We start from the raw sequence: 16,879 nt of genomic DNA, 5'->3' as shown, positions 1-16,879 counted from the left end.
GCCCCCTGCCCCCTTTCCTCTTCACTAAATGACAACTGACAAAATTGCTATGGCTGTAATTCGCTTAATTCTATTGGTGGCAGTACTGGGAGGACTAACGCTGTTATTAGTCCAAAATTTCTCACCTGCCCTATCGCTAGTATTTTTGGGCGTGCGAACTCAACCATTACCACTAGCTATATGGATTTTGTTTAGTACTGCCACTGGTGCTTTCACATCTATATTGATTGCTACCTTGTTTAACTTATCTAATTATTTTGGAGGAAGACAACGCCAAACTCCTGACCGCCGAAGCACAACGCCTCGTGCGAAGGCAACCCGTAGAGAAGAACCTACATCTCGTCCTGCCAGTTCTCCACCACCAGCTAGTAAAAAAGAAAAGCCTACTAGTGATGTCTTTGATGATTGGGAGACAAATGGCACTAAAGATGATGATTGGAACTTTGATGAAAAGTCAGAGGAAACACCTACTTCTAATTCTCAAGCTCAACAGCCTAAAGACTCTAAAACTTACGAACGTCAATCAGAAGCCAAAAGCAGTTCTCAATCTGGTTCAGTTTACTCTTACAGCTACCGGGAACCAAAAAATACGGCTGCGGGAAAAACTGAATCTGTTTATGATGCTGATTACCGGGTAATCATCCCCCCTTATCAGCCGCCGACTACCAATCAAGCCGATGATGATGATGATTGGGAATTTTTTGATGATGATGATTTTGAAGATGATGGTAAACGCCCCCGTCGGTGAGATGTAGCAGGCTACGTCTCTACTTGATGCCACACCGCTCTCTAGACTCTTGCTTGACCTTACCAGTCATGGCAGCTTCCTGCAAAGTCATGAAAGCATTAAAATCTTCTAAGTCATACCGGGTAGTCAACAGTTGTCGTAGTTGATTTTCAGCTTCTACTGTCAAATAGCCAGTTTTTAAAGCTTTTTGTACAACATCACGAATTCGAGTCATAGTTGACGCCTCATCCATCCTATATTTATTCATTCAGGCTTATTGGGGTGAAATATGCAGTAGTCTTTGTGCCGAAATTTCAACTTGACAAGCTTTTCTGGGCGATCGCAGGATATAAGTCATTATTTACACCTTTATAGGAAACATTTAATTGGTTAGGGCTTGTTATAACTGAACTTTTAGAATAACAACCCTGTGCTAGTAGAAACACAGTATTGTGTATACTTAAAATTACCCACCAGAGTGAAAATTCGGATTATTTAAATAGACAGAAATTGTTTAGATAAAGTTTCAAACAAGCTATATTAATTTTTTAGTTAAGCATAGCGATCGCTATGCAGCAAATACCAAGTTACATCAGGGATATTACTAGATTTCCGAGAAATTCATCGTTTATTATTTATGGTAATTTCACAGAAGAATCTTAATCTATTGTCTTAGTTACTTTAAATACATTAATAACAATAATAACGACAGTGGATTCATCTTAAATAGAAGATGAATTTGTAGAACTTAAAAATAAATAAAAGCTTTCAAATAAATTCAAGTTTATAGCTCATTTCTTCTGGCTCAAGAACTTACCAGATTAAAATTAAACTTCTCAATATTTCCCCAATTGAGTAGCGGTTCTGAGCGCAGTAAATAATTCCTGCGTGCATAATAAAGCCACTATGATGAAGTTTCACAAAGTCATCATCATGGGTGAAAATTACCCGATTCTGAGACATTGCAAAATAAAGCTGTTCTCCATCTGATGCAGCTATCAGTCCTGTTTCTGATGTAGTCGTCACATCAATACCACGACGACGTAAGCCATCCGCTATAGCATTACTGACATTCTCATCTAGGTGGAATCGAATTTTTTGTGTCATTTCGATTCTTTAGTTTCTCTTGCAGAATCGAAGGGGTTTTAGCCTGTACTTCTCTAACAAAGGCTTCTCCTTCTGCAATTTCTTGCCTGATCTCATCTTGATGATCGTGGTAATAAGCTAGAGCAGCATAGACATCAGCTAAAGTTATACTGGGATAATGATAAACGATTTCGTCAGGCGAAAGCCCCATGCGTTCGTGCCAAATAACAATATCTTGCACTCTAATTCGGTGTCCAGCAATACGTGGTTTACCCCCATCTGGAGTAATTTCAATGTGTTCTGAGATTACTGGTATCTTAGACATTTTATCCAAGAAACACTCCTATAAGAACAAATTATATTTTAATTATCACCTGATTAGCGATCGCTTTTCCAGTGTTGTGGGTGATAAAGTGCATTGGCGCATCCTAACTCAGGCATTGCTTGAATACGCACGTATGAGTCGTTAAGTTTATAATTTAAAACTGTGACTCAGAACTCAGAATTGGAGCGAAGCAACTGGTGAGTAGCTTATTACAAGGAGTCAACTTGTACTTAATTGGGATAATGGGCGTTGGTAAGACGACAGTAGGGCGCTTACTGGCGAAGGAATTGGGTTATGGGTTTGTGGATACTGATAATGTTATTGCCCAAGCAACAGGTAAATCTATCAATCAGTTATTTGCACAAGTTGGTGAAGCAGGCTTTCGCCAGTTAGAAAGCGACGTGCTTTCACAAGTTTGTGCTTTTACAAAGTTAACTATTGCAACCGGTGGGGGCATTGTACTGCGGCGAGAAAATTGGGGTTATCTGCACCACGGTTTGATAGTGTGGCTAGATACGCCAGTGGAGATAATTTACAGCCGTTTAGCTGAAGATACCACAAGACCACTGCTGCAAGATGCTGATCCTAAAGGGAAATTGCGATCGCTCCTCGAACAACGTACACCACTTTACTCTCAAGCCGATTTGCACATCATTGAGCGAGAGGGAGAAACACCTGAAGACGTTGCCAAGCGAGTACTTGAGGCAATTCCTAGCGTTCTGAAAACACAAGTTTCTCATTAGGAAGACTCTAATTACCAAATTTTGGCCATCCGTAAGATAAACCCTGGTAATTCTGGATTATCGGTAACTGCTTCGGGATTTTCCAAAATTTCAAGTTCTCGATTAGGACGGTAAACGTAGACTTTTCGATTCTGCCGATCAATTAACCAGCCTAATGATGCACCGTTATCGATGTACTCCTGCATTTTGTCTTGTAATTTTATCAGGCGGTCGCTAGAGGAGCGTAACTCAATAACAAAGCTGGGACAAATTGGTGCAAATGAGGCTTTTTGTGCATCTGTTAAGGCGTTCCAACGCTCCAGTTCAATCCAAGAAGCATCAGGGGAACGCATCGCTCCATTAGGTAGCGTAAAACCTGTACTGGAGTCAAAGCCTATCCCAGTGCCATCTTGTTCAGTCCAATACCCAAGCTGTGCAGCAATGTTAAAGTTACGGTTGCCCGTATCTGAAAAAGCTGGTGGCATAATGATGACTTCCCCATTGGCAGTACGCTCAATTCGTAAATCTCCATTGGCTTGGCAGAATTCGTAGAACTGCTCATTTGTCATCTGCACAAGCGAGGGGAAATTTACCGTTAGGGGTGTGCTTTCAGTTTGAATTAGCAGCGTGGTCATTTTCATTCCCTAGCTTCAGCCGAATGATTTCAATTCTAGAGGTTTGAAGGAGCGATCGCTGTTATGTTGTGTCCGGTAATGTGGGAATAGTTAATTTGTAAGGTGTGTTACTTCATTAACGCAGCATCTTGATCTGTCTCATCCGTCCTATAGGATTGACTCTAGAGCTTGAAGTTTTACCGCTGTGTCACGAAAGAATTCAATGGATATTGAAGAGTTTTTTAGTCGTTTAGATGTAGGGGAAAATGATTTTTCAGGAGTCGATCTCAGTGGTGCAGACCTAAGCGAAGTTGACTTGTCTGGCATTAATTTCAGTGGTGCTGATTTGAGTGGGGCGATCCTCTGTAAAACTAAGTTATGGGGTGCTGATTTAAGAGACGCTAATCTGAGCGGTGCTGATTTACGTGGTGCTGATTTGAGAGTTACTCGTATGGAGAGCGTCAATCTCGAAAACGCTAATTTATTGGAAGTTAACTGGCACGGCGCGGAAATGTATGGGGCTTATTTCTACAATACGGTTATGCCAGATGGTGAACTCGTAACTGAACCAAACAGCTATGGCTGATCAGTACAAACATACTCGACTTTGGCATCAGAGATTGTGAGGAGTTACAAAGTCTTCTACACTGACTGAAATAGGTTTTAACTCTCTCTGTTAGGCTCCTCATGACGGTCAACGATTCTGAATACATCAGGCAAGCTGAAGCCACTCGTGTACGTGTACTAAGCGAAGCACTACCTTATATTCAACAATTCGCCGGTCGCACTGTTGTTGTCAAATACGGTGGCGCAGCGATGAAAGATAGCACACTCAAAGACAAAGTTATCCGCGACATTGTATTCTTATCCTGCGTGGGCTTGCGTCCAATTGTAGTACACGGCGGTGGCCCAGAAATTAACAGTTGGTTAGATAAGCTGGGAATCGAACCGCAGTTTAAGAATGGTCTGCGAGTCACTGATGCTGCCACAATGGATGTGGTGGAAATGGTTTTAGTTGGTCGAGTTAATAAAGAAATTGTCGCGCTAATTAACCAAGCTGGTGGATTGGCTGTAGGACTTTGCGGTAAAGACGGTAATCTATTTACAGCGCGTCCCCAAGGTCAAGAAGGCATCGGTTTTGTCGGGGAAGTCAGCAATGTGAATATCAAGATTTTGGACACCCTGGCTAGCAATGGCTATATTCCGGTAGTGTCCAGTGTCGCCGGAGACGAGACAGGGCAAGCTTATAATATTAACGCCGATACTGTAGCTGGAGAAATCGCTGCTGCACTGGGAGCAGAAAAGTTAATTTTACTGACTGACACCAGTGGAATTTTAAAAGATTACAAAGACCCATCTACTTTGATTCCAAAAGTAGATATTCGTGAAGCCCGCGAACTGATTGCCAATGGTATAGTTAGCGGTGGGATGATTCCCAAAGTCAGTTGTTGTGTGCGATCGCTTGCTCAAGGAGTCCGTGCAGCACACATCATCGATGGTCGCATTCCCCACGCCCTGTTACTCGAAATCTTTACTGATGTTGGGATTGGGACAATGATTCTGGGTTCGCAGTTTACGTAGTAAGAGTTAGGAGTTTAGAGTTTGGAGTAAAAAGTTCTTCCTCATCTGCCTCATCTCTTTACCTACGGTGTACACACAAGTACTTTCGTTCACAACACAAGTCTTTTTTGAGCCTTTGAGGGAATGAAACAGCTTTGCTTTTCAAAAGGGGTTGGGGGGATTAAAAGTGTGTGGAGCCACTCTAAAAGACTTGTGTGTATACGGTAGTATCACTTTAACGGGGATAAATGAAAACCCGCGATCGCCCGCCGCTAAATGGTGTACGTCGCCATGAGTTATCTATAATCACCGGATTAACTATGGTTGAGTCGCGAATTGCCGGATTAATCAAAGTCGGATTAATCAAGGTGGAATTTCTCACGTTCTGCCTGAACTGGGGATAGTAATAATCAGGGTAATTATTGCGTTGTGGCATGAGTCCCGTTGCTGGGTCTACAGGCATAGGTGTGGGAATCGGACTACCATAAATAAAGGAACCGACAGCAGGCGATCGCCTGACTCCATAATCGGGTGTGAGAATCGGATTACCATAAATGAAGGAACCCACAGCAGGCGATCGCCTAGCTCCATAAGCACCATCAATCACGATCACAGACTGTGCAGAAGCTGGAGCAATGCTTACACCCATAACTGCTAAACTCATGGCGGCTTCGAGCCAATTTAGTTGCAAATGCTTGATTTTTAACATATTTTGCTCACCTGCATTTGATATCGGAATTTTTAATTAGAAAATAGTCGCACCTACTTAGTTAAAATTTTAGAAGTTTATTTACTTTTAGGTTGCCAGCTTTTGAAAAAATTCCAAAAAGATTGCTGGTATTGGCAAAATTAAAATAGTGCTGATTTTTGTATAAACCGTGAGTGTAGAAAGTTTAGAAATTGCTAAAACCCGCTATCAGGCTGGGAAAGCTGCCTTTGAAAATGGGCAATACCGCGAAGCCGTAGAAAATTTAGAAAAGGCCAGCGCCCTGTTAGCTCGTAATTCTCGCCTTGGGGGGGAAGTAGAAATCTATCTGGTGACAGCTTATGAAGCAGCTGGACGCACCGATGATGCGATCGCTCTTTGCGAAAGACTCAAACGCCATGCCCATTTTGAAATTGGCAAACAAGCGCGACGGATGCTTTACATCTTGAAAGCACCAAAGCTGAAAAGACCCAGCGAGTGGATGACCGAAATCCCAGACTTGGGCGCACTATCCGATAATGAACTCAAAATTTCTGTACCTGCTAAGTCTACTAAATCTTCTGTGCAGCAAAAGCCTAAACCTGCCGAGCCAGAATTCGTTGACCTCAGTCAGGTCAATACCAGAGATAATCGCTTTATCTGGGTGGCGCTAATTGCCATTGGTTTTACCATCTCGTACTTGGTTTGGTTGAATTTTTCAGGAACCCCAAGCTGATAACAACTCACATTGGATTAGTCATCTACTATGAGCAGTAATTTCAGCTGAATGTGGAGTTATTTAACTGAACAAGAATAACCATTTAGTTATGGTTATTAAAAATGGTTCAGATGATACTTCGTTTTTTCCACCTTTGAAACTTTTGCTTGCGGGGCGTTTTCAGCAATTACTGCTTTTGACCAATTTCAGCCCCGCACTAAAACATTAACTCTACTTTTCTCTTGCCAAATCACAATACTACAGTATTATTATATACCAAGAGAAGTTAATTTTATAAGCAATAATGGTATACATGTGCTGTCATCTTAGCAATATATTTCCAATTATACTCTTCAGCTAGCTGGAGGTTATGCTTTCCCATCAAAAATAGCTCATAGTCATTTTCTAAAGCAGAATTCATAGCTTTAGTTAAGCCATTTTCATCATCTATTTCATATAAAAATGCCCCTGCATCGTCAAGCACTTCTCCAATACAAGCTTTGCGTGGTGCTATACAGGCTCTACCGAAGGACATTGCTAAAAGTACTGCACCCGATGTTAAAATATCTCGGTAGGGAAAGATAACTGCATCACAAGCATTCATGTAAAGTTGAACTTCATCAGTTGGAACGAAGCCTGGAAAAAACTTGATTCTTTGATCATTAGCAATCTTCTCCCTAAGCATATCTGTCATTTCTTGACTATCTTTGTGAACTCTGCCAGCAATGACTAATTGGATTTTTTCACTATGTAGTTGATTGAACGTATCTATAAGTTCAAATACTCCTTTGTAGGGACGAATTGAACCAAAGAAGAGAAAAACAAGATTAGAATGTTTTAAACCTAATCTTTCTCGGGCAGTTGCTTTTTCAATCTTATTTTCGTAAAAGTCTATGTAATTACCATGTGGAACAACAAAGACTTTATCTTTGTTCCTTATATAAAACTCCTTTACAACCTCTTCTTTTGCCACTTGGCAATGAGTAATGATAGCGTTAGATAATTCAGCTACAATAATGCTATAAATTCGATCGAAAGTTAAGTTTATGTTTTCATGATTTTTAAGATTATGTACTGTCCAAACAATTTTTATACCAAGTAATTTTAGTAAAAGTAGCTGAAATACAACTATTAATAATTTGAGTATATTAAATTGATTTTGATATGTGAAAAATGGATCTAACCAATGCAAATGTACGAAATCTACCTTCTCACGTAAAATTACTAAGTGTAAAAAAAAAGTTGTTGAAGATGAAATGCTTGGGAGTGCTAATTCAATACCTACTTTTTCTAAATTATCAATTAGCTGTGTTATGTAGGGGTTCCCATCAACAAATGCTTTAGGTAGAAAAATCGATTTTATATTTTCCATTTTTCATTTTACATTTTAGAGGTCGTTTAAAGTTTACATAAGTAATTTGTCAATGTTGTGTCAAGAGGATGTAACCTTTGCGACTGCTCGTAAATTAAAAGTCAAGAGTTATGCTAAAAAAGCTGCGACTCAATTTCAGCTCTTTGTTTAGCTTGTTGCTGCTGGTGTTTTCTTTGTAGGCGATCGCTAACCAATTACATCAGTACAAATATCGTGATATTTTTAACTCTTTAGCAGCATTCCCAAAAGTTGCTTCATCTGGGCAATTTGGCTCACAGCCTTGGGTTATCTAGTGATGATTGGGATATTTTGGAGTTTAGTTACAAGAGAAAGCAGTTCTTGTTGGAGCAAAGAAGTATTAATGAAAACTTGAGTTGTGGATTTAGAACCACACTTGTATAAAAAAATGTATCGAACAAAAGCTCTGCCTTCCGTTCAGGAGGCAGAGCCTTGTTGATCGTTCTGTGGCAGCAGTTTTAGGTTCACTGTTAGCTGATCGTGGAGCTTATAAATTCTATATTTGCTGCCTTAACGGGCAATATTTACCACCTGCCAAAATAATTTTGGCGCAATCACGAAAATTGACAAGACGTATACTATGATACCTACAATTATAGAAATAACTAGTAACGCAAAAGAACTGATTAATGTATTCAAAAAATATTTAACGATAAAAATAGCAATCAGCATAATTATTGTTCCTACTAGAGGCACACAACCTTGGCGCAGATAAGTTCCTACATCAATGCGAATCAACTTCCAAACTACCCAAATATCGAGGGGTGCCATTAAATAACTTCTGAGAACGTAAGCTGCTGCAACAGCAACAATTCCCCATTTAACTGATATAGCGAAGACAATAACATTACAGACGGCTTGTACAAAATCTAAAGCTAATTTCCAAGAAGGTTTTCCTACAGCCATTATCACAGGGGCATTGAAATAAAAATAAGCATAAATAATACCCATAAGATTCAAAACCTGCATGACTGGAATACTTGGTGACCACTTTTCTCCAAATATAACCAATACTATTTCAGGTGCTAATATTACCGTGGCCATGAACCCTGGAAAAGTAATTAAACTTGTAAGTTGGATTCCTTTATAAAGCGCATTACGTAATCTTTCAGGTTCTTCTTGTAATCTGGAAAAGGTAGAAAGAGAAACTTTTGAAATAATGACAGTTAGTAATTGCGTTAAATTTAGCAGCAAACGATAGGCAACGCTGTAATACCCTAAAGCAGTAGAACCTAGGAAATAGCCGATTAAAAAATCGTCAGAACGGCGGTTTAGAAAGTTAAATAAATTCATCCCCATTACATTCACTCCAAAGGCAAATAGTTCTTTGAAGTGTTTTGGCGAAAATCTGAATCCTGGACGCCAGTCACTTACCCACCAAAGTACTAAAACTTGTGCAAAGCTATTGGTTAATTGCTGACCGACAAGGCTCCAGACTCCAAATCCCATAAACGCCATAGTTACGCCGACTATCCCGCCAAGAATTACTGCTAACAATGAGCGTATAGCAAGGGATTTGAAAGCTAGTTTTCGTTGAAAAATTGCTTCTTGAACACTACTAAAACCACTGATTAGAAATCCTAGAGATAAATAGCGGATTATTGGCGTAATCTGTGGCTCTTTGAATAAATTACCAATTAATCCAGCACAAGCAATACTTAATATTGCTACCAGACCACTGACTGCTAAATTAGTCCAAAAGGCAGTATCTAAATGTTCTTTTTCTATATGTTGACGTTGCACAATTGCTTGGGAAAGACCTTGGTCAATAAAAATTTGCAAAAAATTCAAAAATATGGTAGATAGAGCAACTAGACCAAAAGTTTCTGGCCCTAGCAAGCGTGCCAGTATGAAGAAAATACCGAGGGCAATAACTTGACGTCCCCAACTGTCTAGAGCAGACCACAGTACTCCTTTAACAGCTTTTTGTCGTAAATTTGATGAATCTTTACGTGATTGCATTACAGAGTTAACCCCTGAAATAATCTATAATGAATGTAGCTTTTTGTGTCTGCTTAAATTGTCTGTTTGGTTTGCAACGATTACAGTTACATGCTCTTGTGATAAAACTAAATTGTTATACATCGCCTTAGTTCTTATCCAAATTTTCTAATCCAAAAACGACAAAGCAAAATATTATTAGTTAAGTAATTGATATAATCTTCCGAAAAATAATTTTTCAAATTTAAGTAATTATCCCTTCAAGATCATACTACCTTTTGCAAATTTGTAGTCATTGAATAAACTTTACCAGTCTGTTGCGAACTTTCCTAAAATTATAGAAACTGGTGTAGAAACCTTGAACACCAGATTGCCTTGCGTTGAGGTAAAAGTCAAGATTGGTTAAAAAGTTTGACTTTTTGAGAGACTTATAGTTATGAATTCTTCAATTTTCGGACAGATTTTCTTGTGGTTAATCAGATTAATCAGACCATTTAGTTTTGTATTGACACTCAATGGTCGAAATCGAATGAACCGCGTCTTTCCCATGCGAAATCCTATTCTGTGGTTAGTGCTGTTAACATCCCTGCTACTGACTGGCTGTGTTAAGTACGATGTAGGGCTTAACTTTGACAACTCAAATAGTGGCGAACTAGTACAGCATATTAAGTTGGGAGAGCGGCTAACTAGTTTTAGTGGCGATTCTGTGTACGAATGGTTGAATAGCATAGAGCGCCGCGCCCGTCAACTAGAAGGGAAAACACAGCGAGTTTCCCAAGAAGAAATCATTGTCACAATTCCTTTTAGTAGTGGTAGGGAATTACAAGAGAAGTTTAACGAATTTTTTAACTCCCGTGCAAATCAAGCCTCTGAGTCAGTGGGGAGCCAATCTGACTCAGAACTGCCGAAAATTGAATCAAATGTACTCTTGGAGCAGAACAATTTTTTACTTTTAGTCCGAAATCGGTTAATTTATGATTTGGATTTGCGATCGCTATCTCTAATTGCCAGCAAAGGTAACGTCTTGGCTAATGCTGGTTCAATTCTCGACTTGGAATTTAGCTTAAAGACTCCTTGGGGAGCCAAAAATATTCAACTAACTGAAACTGCCATAGAGCCAGAAAAAAATGGCAATCGATTAGTGTGGAAACTCCAGCCTGGTGAGCTAAACCACATAGAAACCATTTTCTGGCTTCCCAGTCCCCTTGGTATTGGTGCGTTGTTAATTATCGTGTTTGTCTGGGGAGGATTGTACTTGAGATACAATTTCATGCCAGATCCCAGACTTCAGTTTTCTCCCAAAGTAGCAGTAAATAGGGAATAGGGAATAGGGAATAGGGAATAACTTTAGTTCTGGGTTTAGAGCCGCACTCAAAAAGAAAAATTATGCTGAGATTGCTTGCAACGACGCATAAAGCGTTCTTATTCCAATCCCACAACTTCAGTCGTCACTATTCCCCATTCCCCATTCCCTATTCCCGTTGTTTGCTGCCATACCAACGTTCAGCAAGTGTACTGAGCTGATGAAGTACATCAACGAGTTCCTGACCACGTTCTGTGAGACCGTAAGTCACTTGGGGTGGAACAGTCGGTTCATACTGGCGATAAATAATTTCTGCTGCCTCAAGCATCCTCAGCCTTTCAGTTAGAACTTTGGTAGAGATGCCCTCAACTAGGTGTTTCAATGCACCAAAGCGAGTAGCCCCACTATTACACAACACCCACAGTATATACATTGTCCAGGGCCCTGATAGTAAGGACATCAGAATACTGACAGGGCAAGCATCAGGATTTTTAGAGACAGACATCGATAAGTTAGCTAAAATTGTGCGACAGTTACTTTCTAGTAACTACTTTACTTTAGTAACTAGTTACTTTTAGTATCTAATGTAATGCTTTGAAATTTAGACTCAAAAAAAGTAAAAGCAGAAATCTTAGCTAATCAGGAGATATTTGGTGGTAAAGATTTTACATATTGATTCCAGCCCCCGTGGTGAGCGATCGCACTCCAGAGAACTATCTAAGGAATTCGTCAGTGGTTGGAGGGCAACACATCCCGAAGATGCGATCGCCTATCGAGATATAGGGCATCACACAATTCCTCACGTTAATGAAGCTTGGATTGCGGCGGCATTTTCACCACCAGAAACCCATACCCCAGAATTAACTGAGGCACTTAGGATTTCTGACGAACTGATTGATGAGTTTTTGGCAGCCGATCGCTACGTCTTTGGAGTGCCAATGTACAACTTCAATATACCTTCCACTTTTAAGGCTTACATCGACCAAATCGTTCGCGCTAACCGGACTTTTGCTATAGATGCTCAAGGCTTAAGAGGATTAGTCGAGGGTAAAAAGGCGGTTATCATTACAGCTCGCGGCAGCGACTTTAGCCCGACATCTCCTTTCGTTGCCTACGACTTCCAAGAACCATACCTACGGGCGATTTTCGGTTTTATTGGAATTACAGACATTCAATTTATTAACGCTAATAGCCTGAACGAGGGAGATGCCCGTACCCAATCTCTATCAGAAGCACGGGCAGCAATTAAAAATTTAATTACCCAGTGGTAATGTGATGCGAGGTATTGAGCATTACCGCAAGTCAAAAGTCAAAAGTTTTGTATATCAAGGCTTTTGCAGGGCATTGGGAAGAGGACAAGGGGAAAGACTCGTTGCAAGTTCTCCCAAGTCACCTTGTCCCCCTGTCCCCAACAAGAACTGCCCCCTGCCTCTTCTTCACGGTGACAACCGCTCAATTTTCCAAGTGTCATTATCTAAACGGCTATAGAGCAAGCGATCGTGCAGACGACTAGGACGGCCTTGCCAAAACTCAATTTCTGTGGGGATCACTCGTAAGCCTCCCCAATGAGGCGGTCGGGGAATCTCCTGATTTTCATATTTGCTCTTAAATTCCTGCAAACGTCGCTCCAGAACTTCTCGGCTTTCTATCACCTCGCTTTGATTAGATATCCACGCTCCCAAGCGACTGTTGGCAGGGCGACTGTGAAAATACTGGTCGGATTCAGTTTCGGAAACTTTCTCCACATACCCCGAAATCCGCACTTGACGTTCCAGTTCTGCCCACCAGAACACTAAAGCCCCCTGAGGATTTTCTGCCAGTTCTTGTCCTTTGTGACTGTTGTAGTTGGTAAAGAAGGCAAAGCCCCGTTCATCAAAATCCTTGAGTAACACCATTCTGGCTGAGGGCTTACCGTCTGGTGTCGCGGTAGCAATGGTCATGGCATTGGGTTCTGGGAGTTGCGCTGCTAGTGCCTGATCGAACCATTTTTTAAATTGGATAAACGGATTGAGGTCAACTTCAAGTTCGCTCAAACCTTCCAAGGTGTAGTCTTTGCGAAGGTCAGCTACGGTTTTGTCCATTTTGATTTACTTCCTTGTTATCAGATACGCTTATACATGTCTTTGTTAAAAATATCTATAAAATATCTATGATGATGATGATCAGCACCATCAAGAATTTTACAAATTCTCCCAAAGAATATCTAAAATAGGTTGCATAAGATGCGCCGTTCGGCCTCCCTTCAACGCCTGTTAATTTATGGTCTAAGCGGCCCGATTATCGCTCTCAATGTCTGGCTGCTGTCCGTGCTTTTTCGCTATTTCCAACATCCTATTACCGTCTTGAGTATTGCGGCAATTTTGGCTTTTCTACTAAATTATCCAGTTAAGTTCTTTGAACGTGCTCAAATTACGCGCACTCAAGCGGTGATTATAGTTTTACTTGCAACGTTAACTCTGTTTGGGATTCTGGGCGTCACCCTAGTGCCGTTGATCATTGACCAAACAATCCAACTGTTAAATAATATCCCTGATTGGTTAGGCGCTAGTCAAAAAAACTTAGAGCAGTTTGAGATGCTGGCAAAACAACGACGTTTGCCAATTGATTTGAGGGTTGTGAGCAGTCAAATCAATGCCAACATTCAGAATCTGGTACAACAACTAGCTTCTGGTGCAGTGGGATTTGCTGGAACACTGCTCTCAGGATTACTTGACTTAGTGTTAGTCATTGTGCTTGCATTTTATATGCTTTTATATGGCGATCGCGTCTGGTATGGTCTGGTCAATCTTTTGCCCTCTAATATTGCAGATCCCCTTACCGCATCCTTGCGCCTAAATTTTCAGAACTTTTTCCTCAGCCAGTTATTGCTAGGACTGTTCATGGTGCTAACCCTGACGCCAATTTTCTTAGTAATGAAGCTGCCCTTTGCCCTGTTGTTTGCCATATTAATCGGTATCTCGGAACTTATTCCCTTTATCGGGGCATCTCTCGGCATTGGTCTAGTGACGATTTTAGTCCTGCTGCAAAATTGGTGGTTGGCAGTTCAAGTTGCCATAGCGGCAATTCTCATGCAGCAGCTTAAAGATAACTTGTTAGCTCCCAGGTTACTCGGCAACTTTATTGGGTTGAATCCCATTTGGATTTTCGTAGCTATTTTGATGGGATTTGAGATTGCTGGGTTGTTAGGGACGCTTGTTGCTGTTCCCATTGCTGGTACTATTAAAGGCACTTTCGATGCGATCAAGAGCGGCAAGCCAAGTGACTTTGTATCAACTGTCACTATTGCTCATAACCCACCCCCTGATTAAGAGGGCAGAGGGGCAGGGGGCAGGGGGCAGGTATCCAAGGTGACAAGGTGACTTGTGAGAACTTGCAACAAGTCTTTTCCCTTGTCCCCAATCCTCCTTGTCCCTTAGTCCTCTTCCCAATGCCCAATGCCCAATCCCCAAAGTTGCACAATCTGATCTCACAATTCACAATGGTGATTGATTACAAATTTCAGGGGATACTGCCAACAGGCAATTCCTGTCATTAATTAACTTAGAACCCGTTGATGGAAGCTTCCGAGCTATTAGAAACAATCACACTCCTGATTTACCAAGCCCAACAGGGAGAAATTGACCCTTGGGATGTCCAAGTGATTGAGGTGATTGACCGTTACTTAGAACTGATGGCACCGGAGGCAATAGGAAGAGGTTATGAATCGGACTTGTCTCAATCTGGACAGGCATTTTTGTCAGCATCAATGCTGGTATTATTTAAAGCTAATACCTTAATGCAATTGTCAACAGTAGGAGATGTCCAGGATGGTGTAGTAGATGATTCCCTATTAGAAGATGAAGACGGAATATTACATCAGGGTCATCGTCTACCATTAGAACGACAATTGCGTCGTCGTGCATCGGCAATGCCGCCACCAAAGCGCCGGGTGACTCTGCAAGAGTTAATTAAGCAATTGCAGATTATGGCGAACCAGCTAAAACTGGTAGAAAAAGTCAGCAAACCGATCCGTCCCAGACGGCTGCCTAGCGTCCAAAGTATGCGGGAGGCGCTGGAGTTAGCTCACCAGGAAAATCTGACGGAAGTAGCTAGGGAACTGGAGCAGGTGTTGAATGTGTCGGCAAGGGAGCTAAATTTAGAACAAAATTGGTTGAATCTAGAACAACTTGTAGAATTGTGGACTCAGACAAAGCTTCTCAATCAAAATGGGTCTGGACATGATTCTAAACACAGTAACGTAGTTAGCGTTTTCTGGGCGCTCCTACTACTTTCAGCTCAATCGAAAGTAGAACTATTTCAAGAGGAGTTTTACCATGAGATTAAAGTTCGGCTACTTACATCAGCTAAGACTGGTAAACCTTTTGAGGAGTCGATGAACTAAAAAAGCGAAAAGCAGCCTGAGAGATAATTTACAGATTTTTGATTCAGTCCCAAAATCCGAGTAAATTGAAAAGATAAGCGATCGCTTGTCATCTAAGTATACCTATGGTTGCAATAACCACTAAATTCCTGTTATCCCTGTTTAAGGGATAACTTAAAGCAGAAATAAAAATTGATGATTAAGTATCACTCGATGAAAGTAAACTGGCTTGTGGTTGAGGAATAAATTTTTATGAAAGCGATGATTCTCGCGGCTGGCAAGGGTACTCGCGTGCGTCCGATTACCTATACAATTCCTAAACCAATGATTCCCATCCTGCAAAAGCCAGTGATGGAGTTCTTGCTGGAACTGTTACGCCAACATGGATTTGACCAAATTATGGTCAATGTTAGTCATTTGGCTGAGGAAATAGAAAACTATTTTCGTGACGGTCAACGGTTTGGGGTGCAAATTGCCTATTCCTTTGAAGGGAAAATTGATGACGACGGTAAACTAGAGGGAGAAGCAATTGGTTCAGCTGGAGGGATGCGCCGCATCCAAGACTTCTCGCCCTTTTTTGACGATACCTTTGTGGTGTTGTGCGGTGATGCTTTAATTGATTTGGATTTAACTGCAGCGGTTAAATGGCATAGAGCTAAAAGCTCGATCGCTACTATTATTACGAAATCTGTGCCCAAGGAAGAAGTTTCTAGTTACGGTGTGGTGGTCACTGACGAAGAGGGGCGTGTCAAAGCTTTCCAAGAAAAACCTTCAACTGAAGAAGCCCTTAGCACCAACATCAACACAGGTATTTACATCTTTGAGCCAGAGGTGTTTAACTATATCCCCTCTGGTGTCGAATATGACATTGGTAGCCACTTATTTCCTAAATTGGTGGAAATCAAAGCTCCCTTCTACGCCATCCCTATGGATTTTGAATGGGTAGATATTGGTAAAGTACCAGACTATTGGCGAGCGATTCGCGGTGTACTGCTGGGTGAAATCAAGAATGTGCAAATTCCTGGTCATGAAGTCGCCCCTGGCATCTACACTGGCTTAAATGTCGCCGTAAATTGGGACAAAGTGGATATCACAGGCCCAGTTTACATTGGCGGGATGACGAGAATAGAAGACGGAGCTAAAATTGTCGGCCCTGCGATGATTGGCCCTAATTGTTGGATATGTAGTGGCGCAACAGTGGAAAACAGCGTGATTTTTGAATGGTCGCGCCTGGGGCCAGGAGTGCGTTTAGTCGATAAGCTGGTGTTTGGACGTTATTGCGTGGATAAAACTGGCGCTGCAATAGATGTTCAAGCGGCTGCTTTAGACTGGCTGATTACCGATGCCCGTCAGACCCCACCATCACATACGCCTCTTGAGTTACAAGCGATAGAGGAATTGTTGGGGACAAACGCAAGTTAGGGTATTGGGGACTGGGGATTGGGGAC

19 protein-coding genes are annotated in these 16,879 nt (G+C 41.3%); 10 read left to right on the top strand and 9 right to left on the bottom strand.

Annotated elements, in window-relative coordinates; genetic code table 11:
• Positions 1-49: 49 nt before the first annotated feature.
• The gene (locus ACFE90_RS24885; RefSeq protein WP_375505136.1) at positions 50-748 is read left to right on the top strand and encodes a LapA family protein; all 699 of its coding nucleotides are present in this window, start codon (positions 50-52) and stop codon (positions 746-748) included.
• Between the two features lie 19 nt (positions 749-767).
• On the opposite strand, the gene ACFE90_RS24880 is transcribed toward ACFE90_RS24885, so the two are convergent.
• The 3 genes from ACFE90_RS24880 to ACFE90_RS24870 all read right to left on the bottom strand — a co-directional run bounded on the left by ACFE90_RS24880 (position 768) and on the right by ACFE90_RS24870 (position 2,138).
• Positions 768-962 carry a hypothetical protein gene (locus tag ACFE90_RS24880; protein WP_375505135.1) on the bottom strand — a complete coding sequence of 65 codons (195 nt, stop codon included), beginning with the start codon at positions 960-962 and terminating at the stop codon, positions 768-770.
• A gap of 578 nt (positions 963-1,540) precedes the next feature.
• Positions 1,541-1,834 carry a DUF5615 family PIN-like protein gene (locus tag ACFE90_RS24875; protein WP_375505134.1) on the bottom strand — a complete coding sequence of 98 codons (294 nt, stop codon included), beginning with the start codon at positions 1,832-1,834 and terminating at the stop codon, positions 1,541-1,543.
• The gene (locus ACFE90_RS24870; RefSeq protein WP_375505133.1) at positions 1,803-2,138 is read right to left on the bottom strand and encodes a DUF433 domain-containing protein; all 336 of its coding nucleotides are present in this window, start codon (positions 2,136-2,138) and stop codon (positions 1,803-1,805) included. Before ACFE90_RS24870 ends, ACFE90_RS24875 begins: the two co-directional genes overlap by 32 nt.
• Before the next feature lie 197 nt (positions 2,139-2,335).
• Here ACFE90_RS24870 and ACFE90_RS24865 point away from each other — a divergent pair, with 197 nt between their 5' ends.
• Positions 2,336-2,881, top strand: coding sequence for a shikimate kinase (locus tag ACFE90_RS24865; RefSeq protein WP_375505132.1), 546 nt, complete (start codon positions 2,336-2,338; stop codon positions 2,879-2,881).
• An 11-nt stretch (positions 2,882-2,892) separates the two neighbouring features.
• Here ACFE90_RS24865 and ACFE90_RS24860 read toward each other — a convergent pair whose 3' ends face one another.
• Positions 2,893-3,495, bottom strand: a complete 603-nt coding sequence (locus ACFE90_RS24860; RefSeq protein ID WP_375505131.1) for a Uma2 family endonuclease — start codon at positions 3,493-3,495, stop codon at positions 2,893-2,895.
• Between the two features lie 202 nt (positions 3,496-3,697).
• On the opposite strand from ACFE90_RS24860, the gene ACFE90_RS24855 reads away from it, so the two are divergent.
• A complete protein-coding gene (locus ACFE90_RS24855; RefSeq protein ID WP_375505130.1) occupies positions 3,698-4,060 on the top strand; it encodes a pentapeptide repeat-containing protein in 363 nt (120 codons plus the stop codon).
• A 101-nt stretch (positions 4,061-4,161) separates the two neighbouring features.
• A complete protein-coding gene (argB, locus tag ACFE90_RS24850; RefSeq protein ID WP_229483844.1) occupies positions 4,162-5,055 on the top strand; it encodes an acetylglutamate kinase in 894 nt (297 codons plus the stop codon).
• A 214-nt stretch (positions 5,056-5,269) separates the two neighbouring features.
• Here argB and ACFE90_RS24845 read toward each other — a convergent pair whose 3' ends face one another.
• A complete protein-coding gene (locus ACFE90_RS24845) occupies positions 5,270-5,743 on the bottom strand; it encodes a hypothetical protein (RefSeq protein WP_375505129.1) in 474 nt (157 codons plus the stop codon).
• A gap of 169 nt (positions 5,744-5,912) precedes the next feature.
• On the opposite strand from ACFE90_RS24845, the gene ACFE90_RS24840 reads away from it, so the two are divergent.
• On the top strand, positions 5,913-6,455 hold the full coding sequence (locus ACFE90_RS24840) for a tetratricopeptide repeat protein (protein ID WP_375505128.1): 543 nt from the start codon (positions 5,913-5,915) through the stop codon (positions 6,453-6,455).
• A gap of 274 nt (positions 6,456-6,729) precedes the next feature.
• On the opposite strand, the gene ACFE90_RS24835 is transcribed toward ACFE90_RS24840, so the two are convergent.
• Entirely contained in the window at positions 6,730-7,809 is a 1,080-nt protein-coding gene (locus tag ACFE90_RS24835) for a glycosyltransferase family 4 protein (protein ID WP_375505127.1), read from the bottom strand.
• Positions 7,810-8,337: 528 nt separating this feature from the next.
• Positions 8,338-9,789, bottom strand: a complete 1,452-nt coding sequence (locus ACFE90_RS24830; protein WP_375505126.1) for a lipopolysaccharide biosynthesis protein — start codon at positions 9,787-9,789, stop codon at positions 8,338-8,340.
• A 415-nt stretch (positions 9,790-10,204) separates the two neighbouring features.
• Here ACFE90_RS24830 and ACFE90_RS24825 point away from each other — a divergent pair, with 415 nt between their 5' ends.
• Positions 10,205-11,092 carry a DUF3153 domain-containing protein gene (locus tag ACFE90_RS24825; protein WP_375505125.1) on the top strand — a complete coding sequence of 296 codons (888 nt, stop codon included), beginning with the start codon at positions 10,205-10,207 and terminating at the stop codon, positions 11,090-11,092.
• Between the two features lie 148 nt (positions 11,093-11,240).
• Here ACFE90_RS24825 and ACFE90_RS24820 read toward each other — a convergent pair whose 3' ends face one another.
• Positions 11,241-11,576, bottom strand: a complete 336-nt coding sequence (locus ACFE90_RS24820; RefSeq protein ID WP_375505124.1) for a winged helix-turn-helix transcriptional regulator — start codon at positions 11,574-11,576, stop codon at positions 11,241-11,243.
• Between the two features lie 148 nt (positions 11,577-11,724).
• Between ACFE90_RS24820 and ACFE90_RS24815 the strand changes: the two genes are divergently transcribed.
• The gene (locus tag ACFE90_RS24815; protein WP_375505123.1) at positions 11,725-12,342 is read left to right on the top strand and encodes an FMN-dependent NADH-azoreductase; all 618 of its coding nucleotides are present in this window, start codon (positions 11,725-11,727) and stop codon (positions 12,340-12,342) included.
• Positions 12,343-12,507: 165 nt separating this feature from the next.
• Here the strand turns inward: ACFE90_RS24815 and pdxH are convergent, their stop codons facing one another.
• Positions 12,508-13,152, bottom strand: coding sequence for a pyridoxamine 5'-phosphate oxidase (gene pdxH, locus ACFE90_RS24810; protein WP_375505122.1), 645 nt, complete (start codon positions 13,150-13,152; stop codon positions 12,508-12,510).
• A 141-nt stretch (positions 13,153-13,293) separates the two neighbouring features.
• Here pdxH and ACFE90_RS24805 point away from each other — a divergent pair, with 141 nt between their 5' ends.
• The 3 genes from ACFE90_RS24805 (at position 13,294) to ACFE90_RS24795 (ending at position 16,853) form a co-directional block, all read left to right on the top strand.
• On the top strand, positions 13,294-14,379 hold the full coding sequence (locus ACFE90_RS24805; protein ID WP_375505121.1) for an AI-2E family transporter: 1,086 nt from the start codon (positions 13,294-13,296) through the stop codon (positions 14,377-14,379).
• A gap of 245 nt (positions 14,380-14,624) precedes the next feature.
• Positions 14,625-15,452 carry a segregation/condensation protein A gene (locus tag ACFE90_RS24800; RefSeq protein ID WP_375505120.1) on the top strand — a complete coding sequence of 276 codons (828 nt, stop codon included), beginning with the start codon at positions 14,625-14,627 and terminating at the stop codon, positions 15,450-15,452.
• A 231-nt stretch (positions 15,453-15,683) separates the two neighbouring features.
• Positions 15,684-16,853 (top strand): sugar phosphate nucleotidyltransferase, encoded by a 1,170-nt coding sequence (locus ACFE90_RS24795; RefSeq protein WP_375505119.1) that lies wholly within the window; start codon positions 15,684-15,686, stop codon positions 16,851-16,853.
• Positions 16,854-16,879 lie beyond the last annotated feature (26 nt).

The sequence above is a fragment of the uncultured Nostoc sp. genome, from assembly GCF_964245445.1.
Lineage (GTDB): Bacteria > Cyanobacteriota > Cyanobacteriia > Cyanobacteriales > Nostocaceae > Nostoc.
Note: the sequence above shows the minus strand (reverse complement) of the source record. Positions and strands in the feature narration are given on the sequence as shown.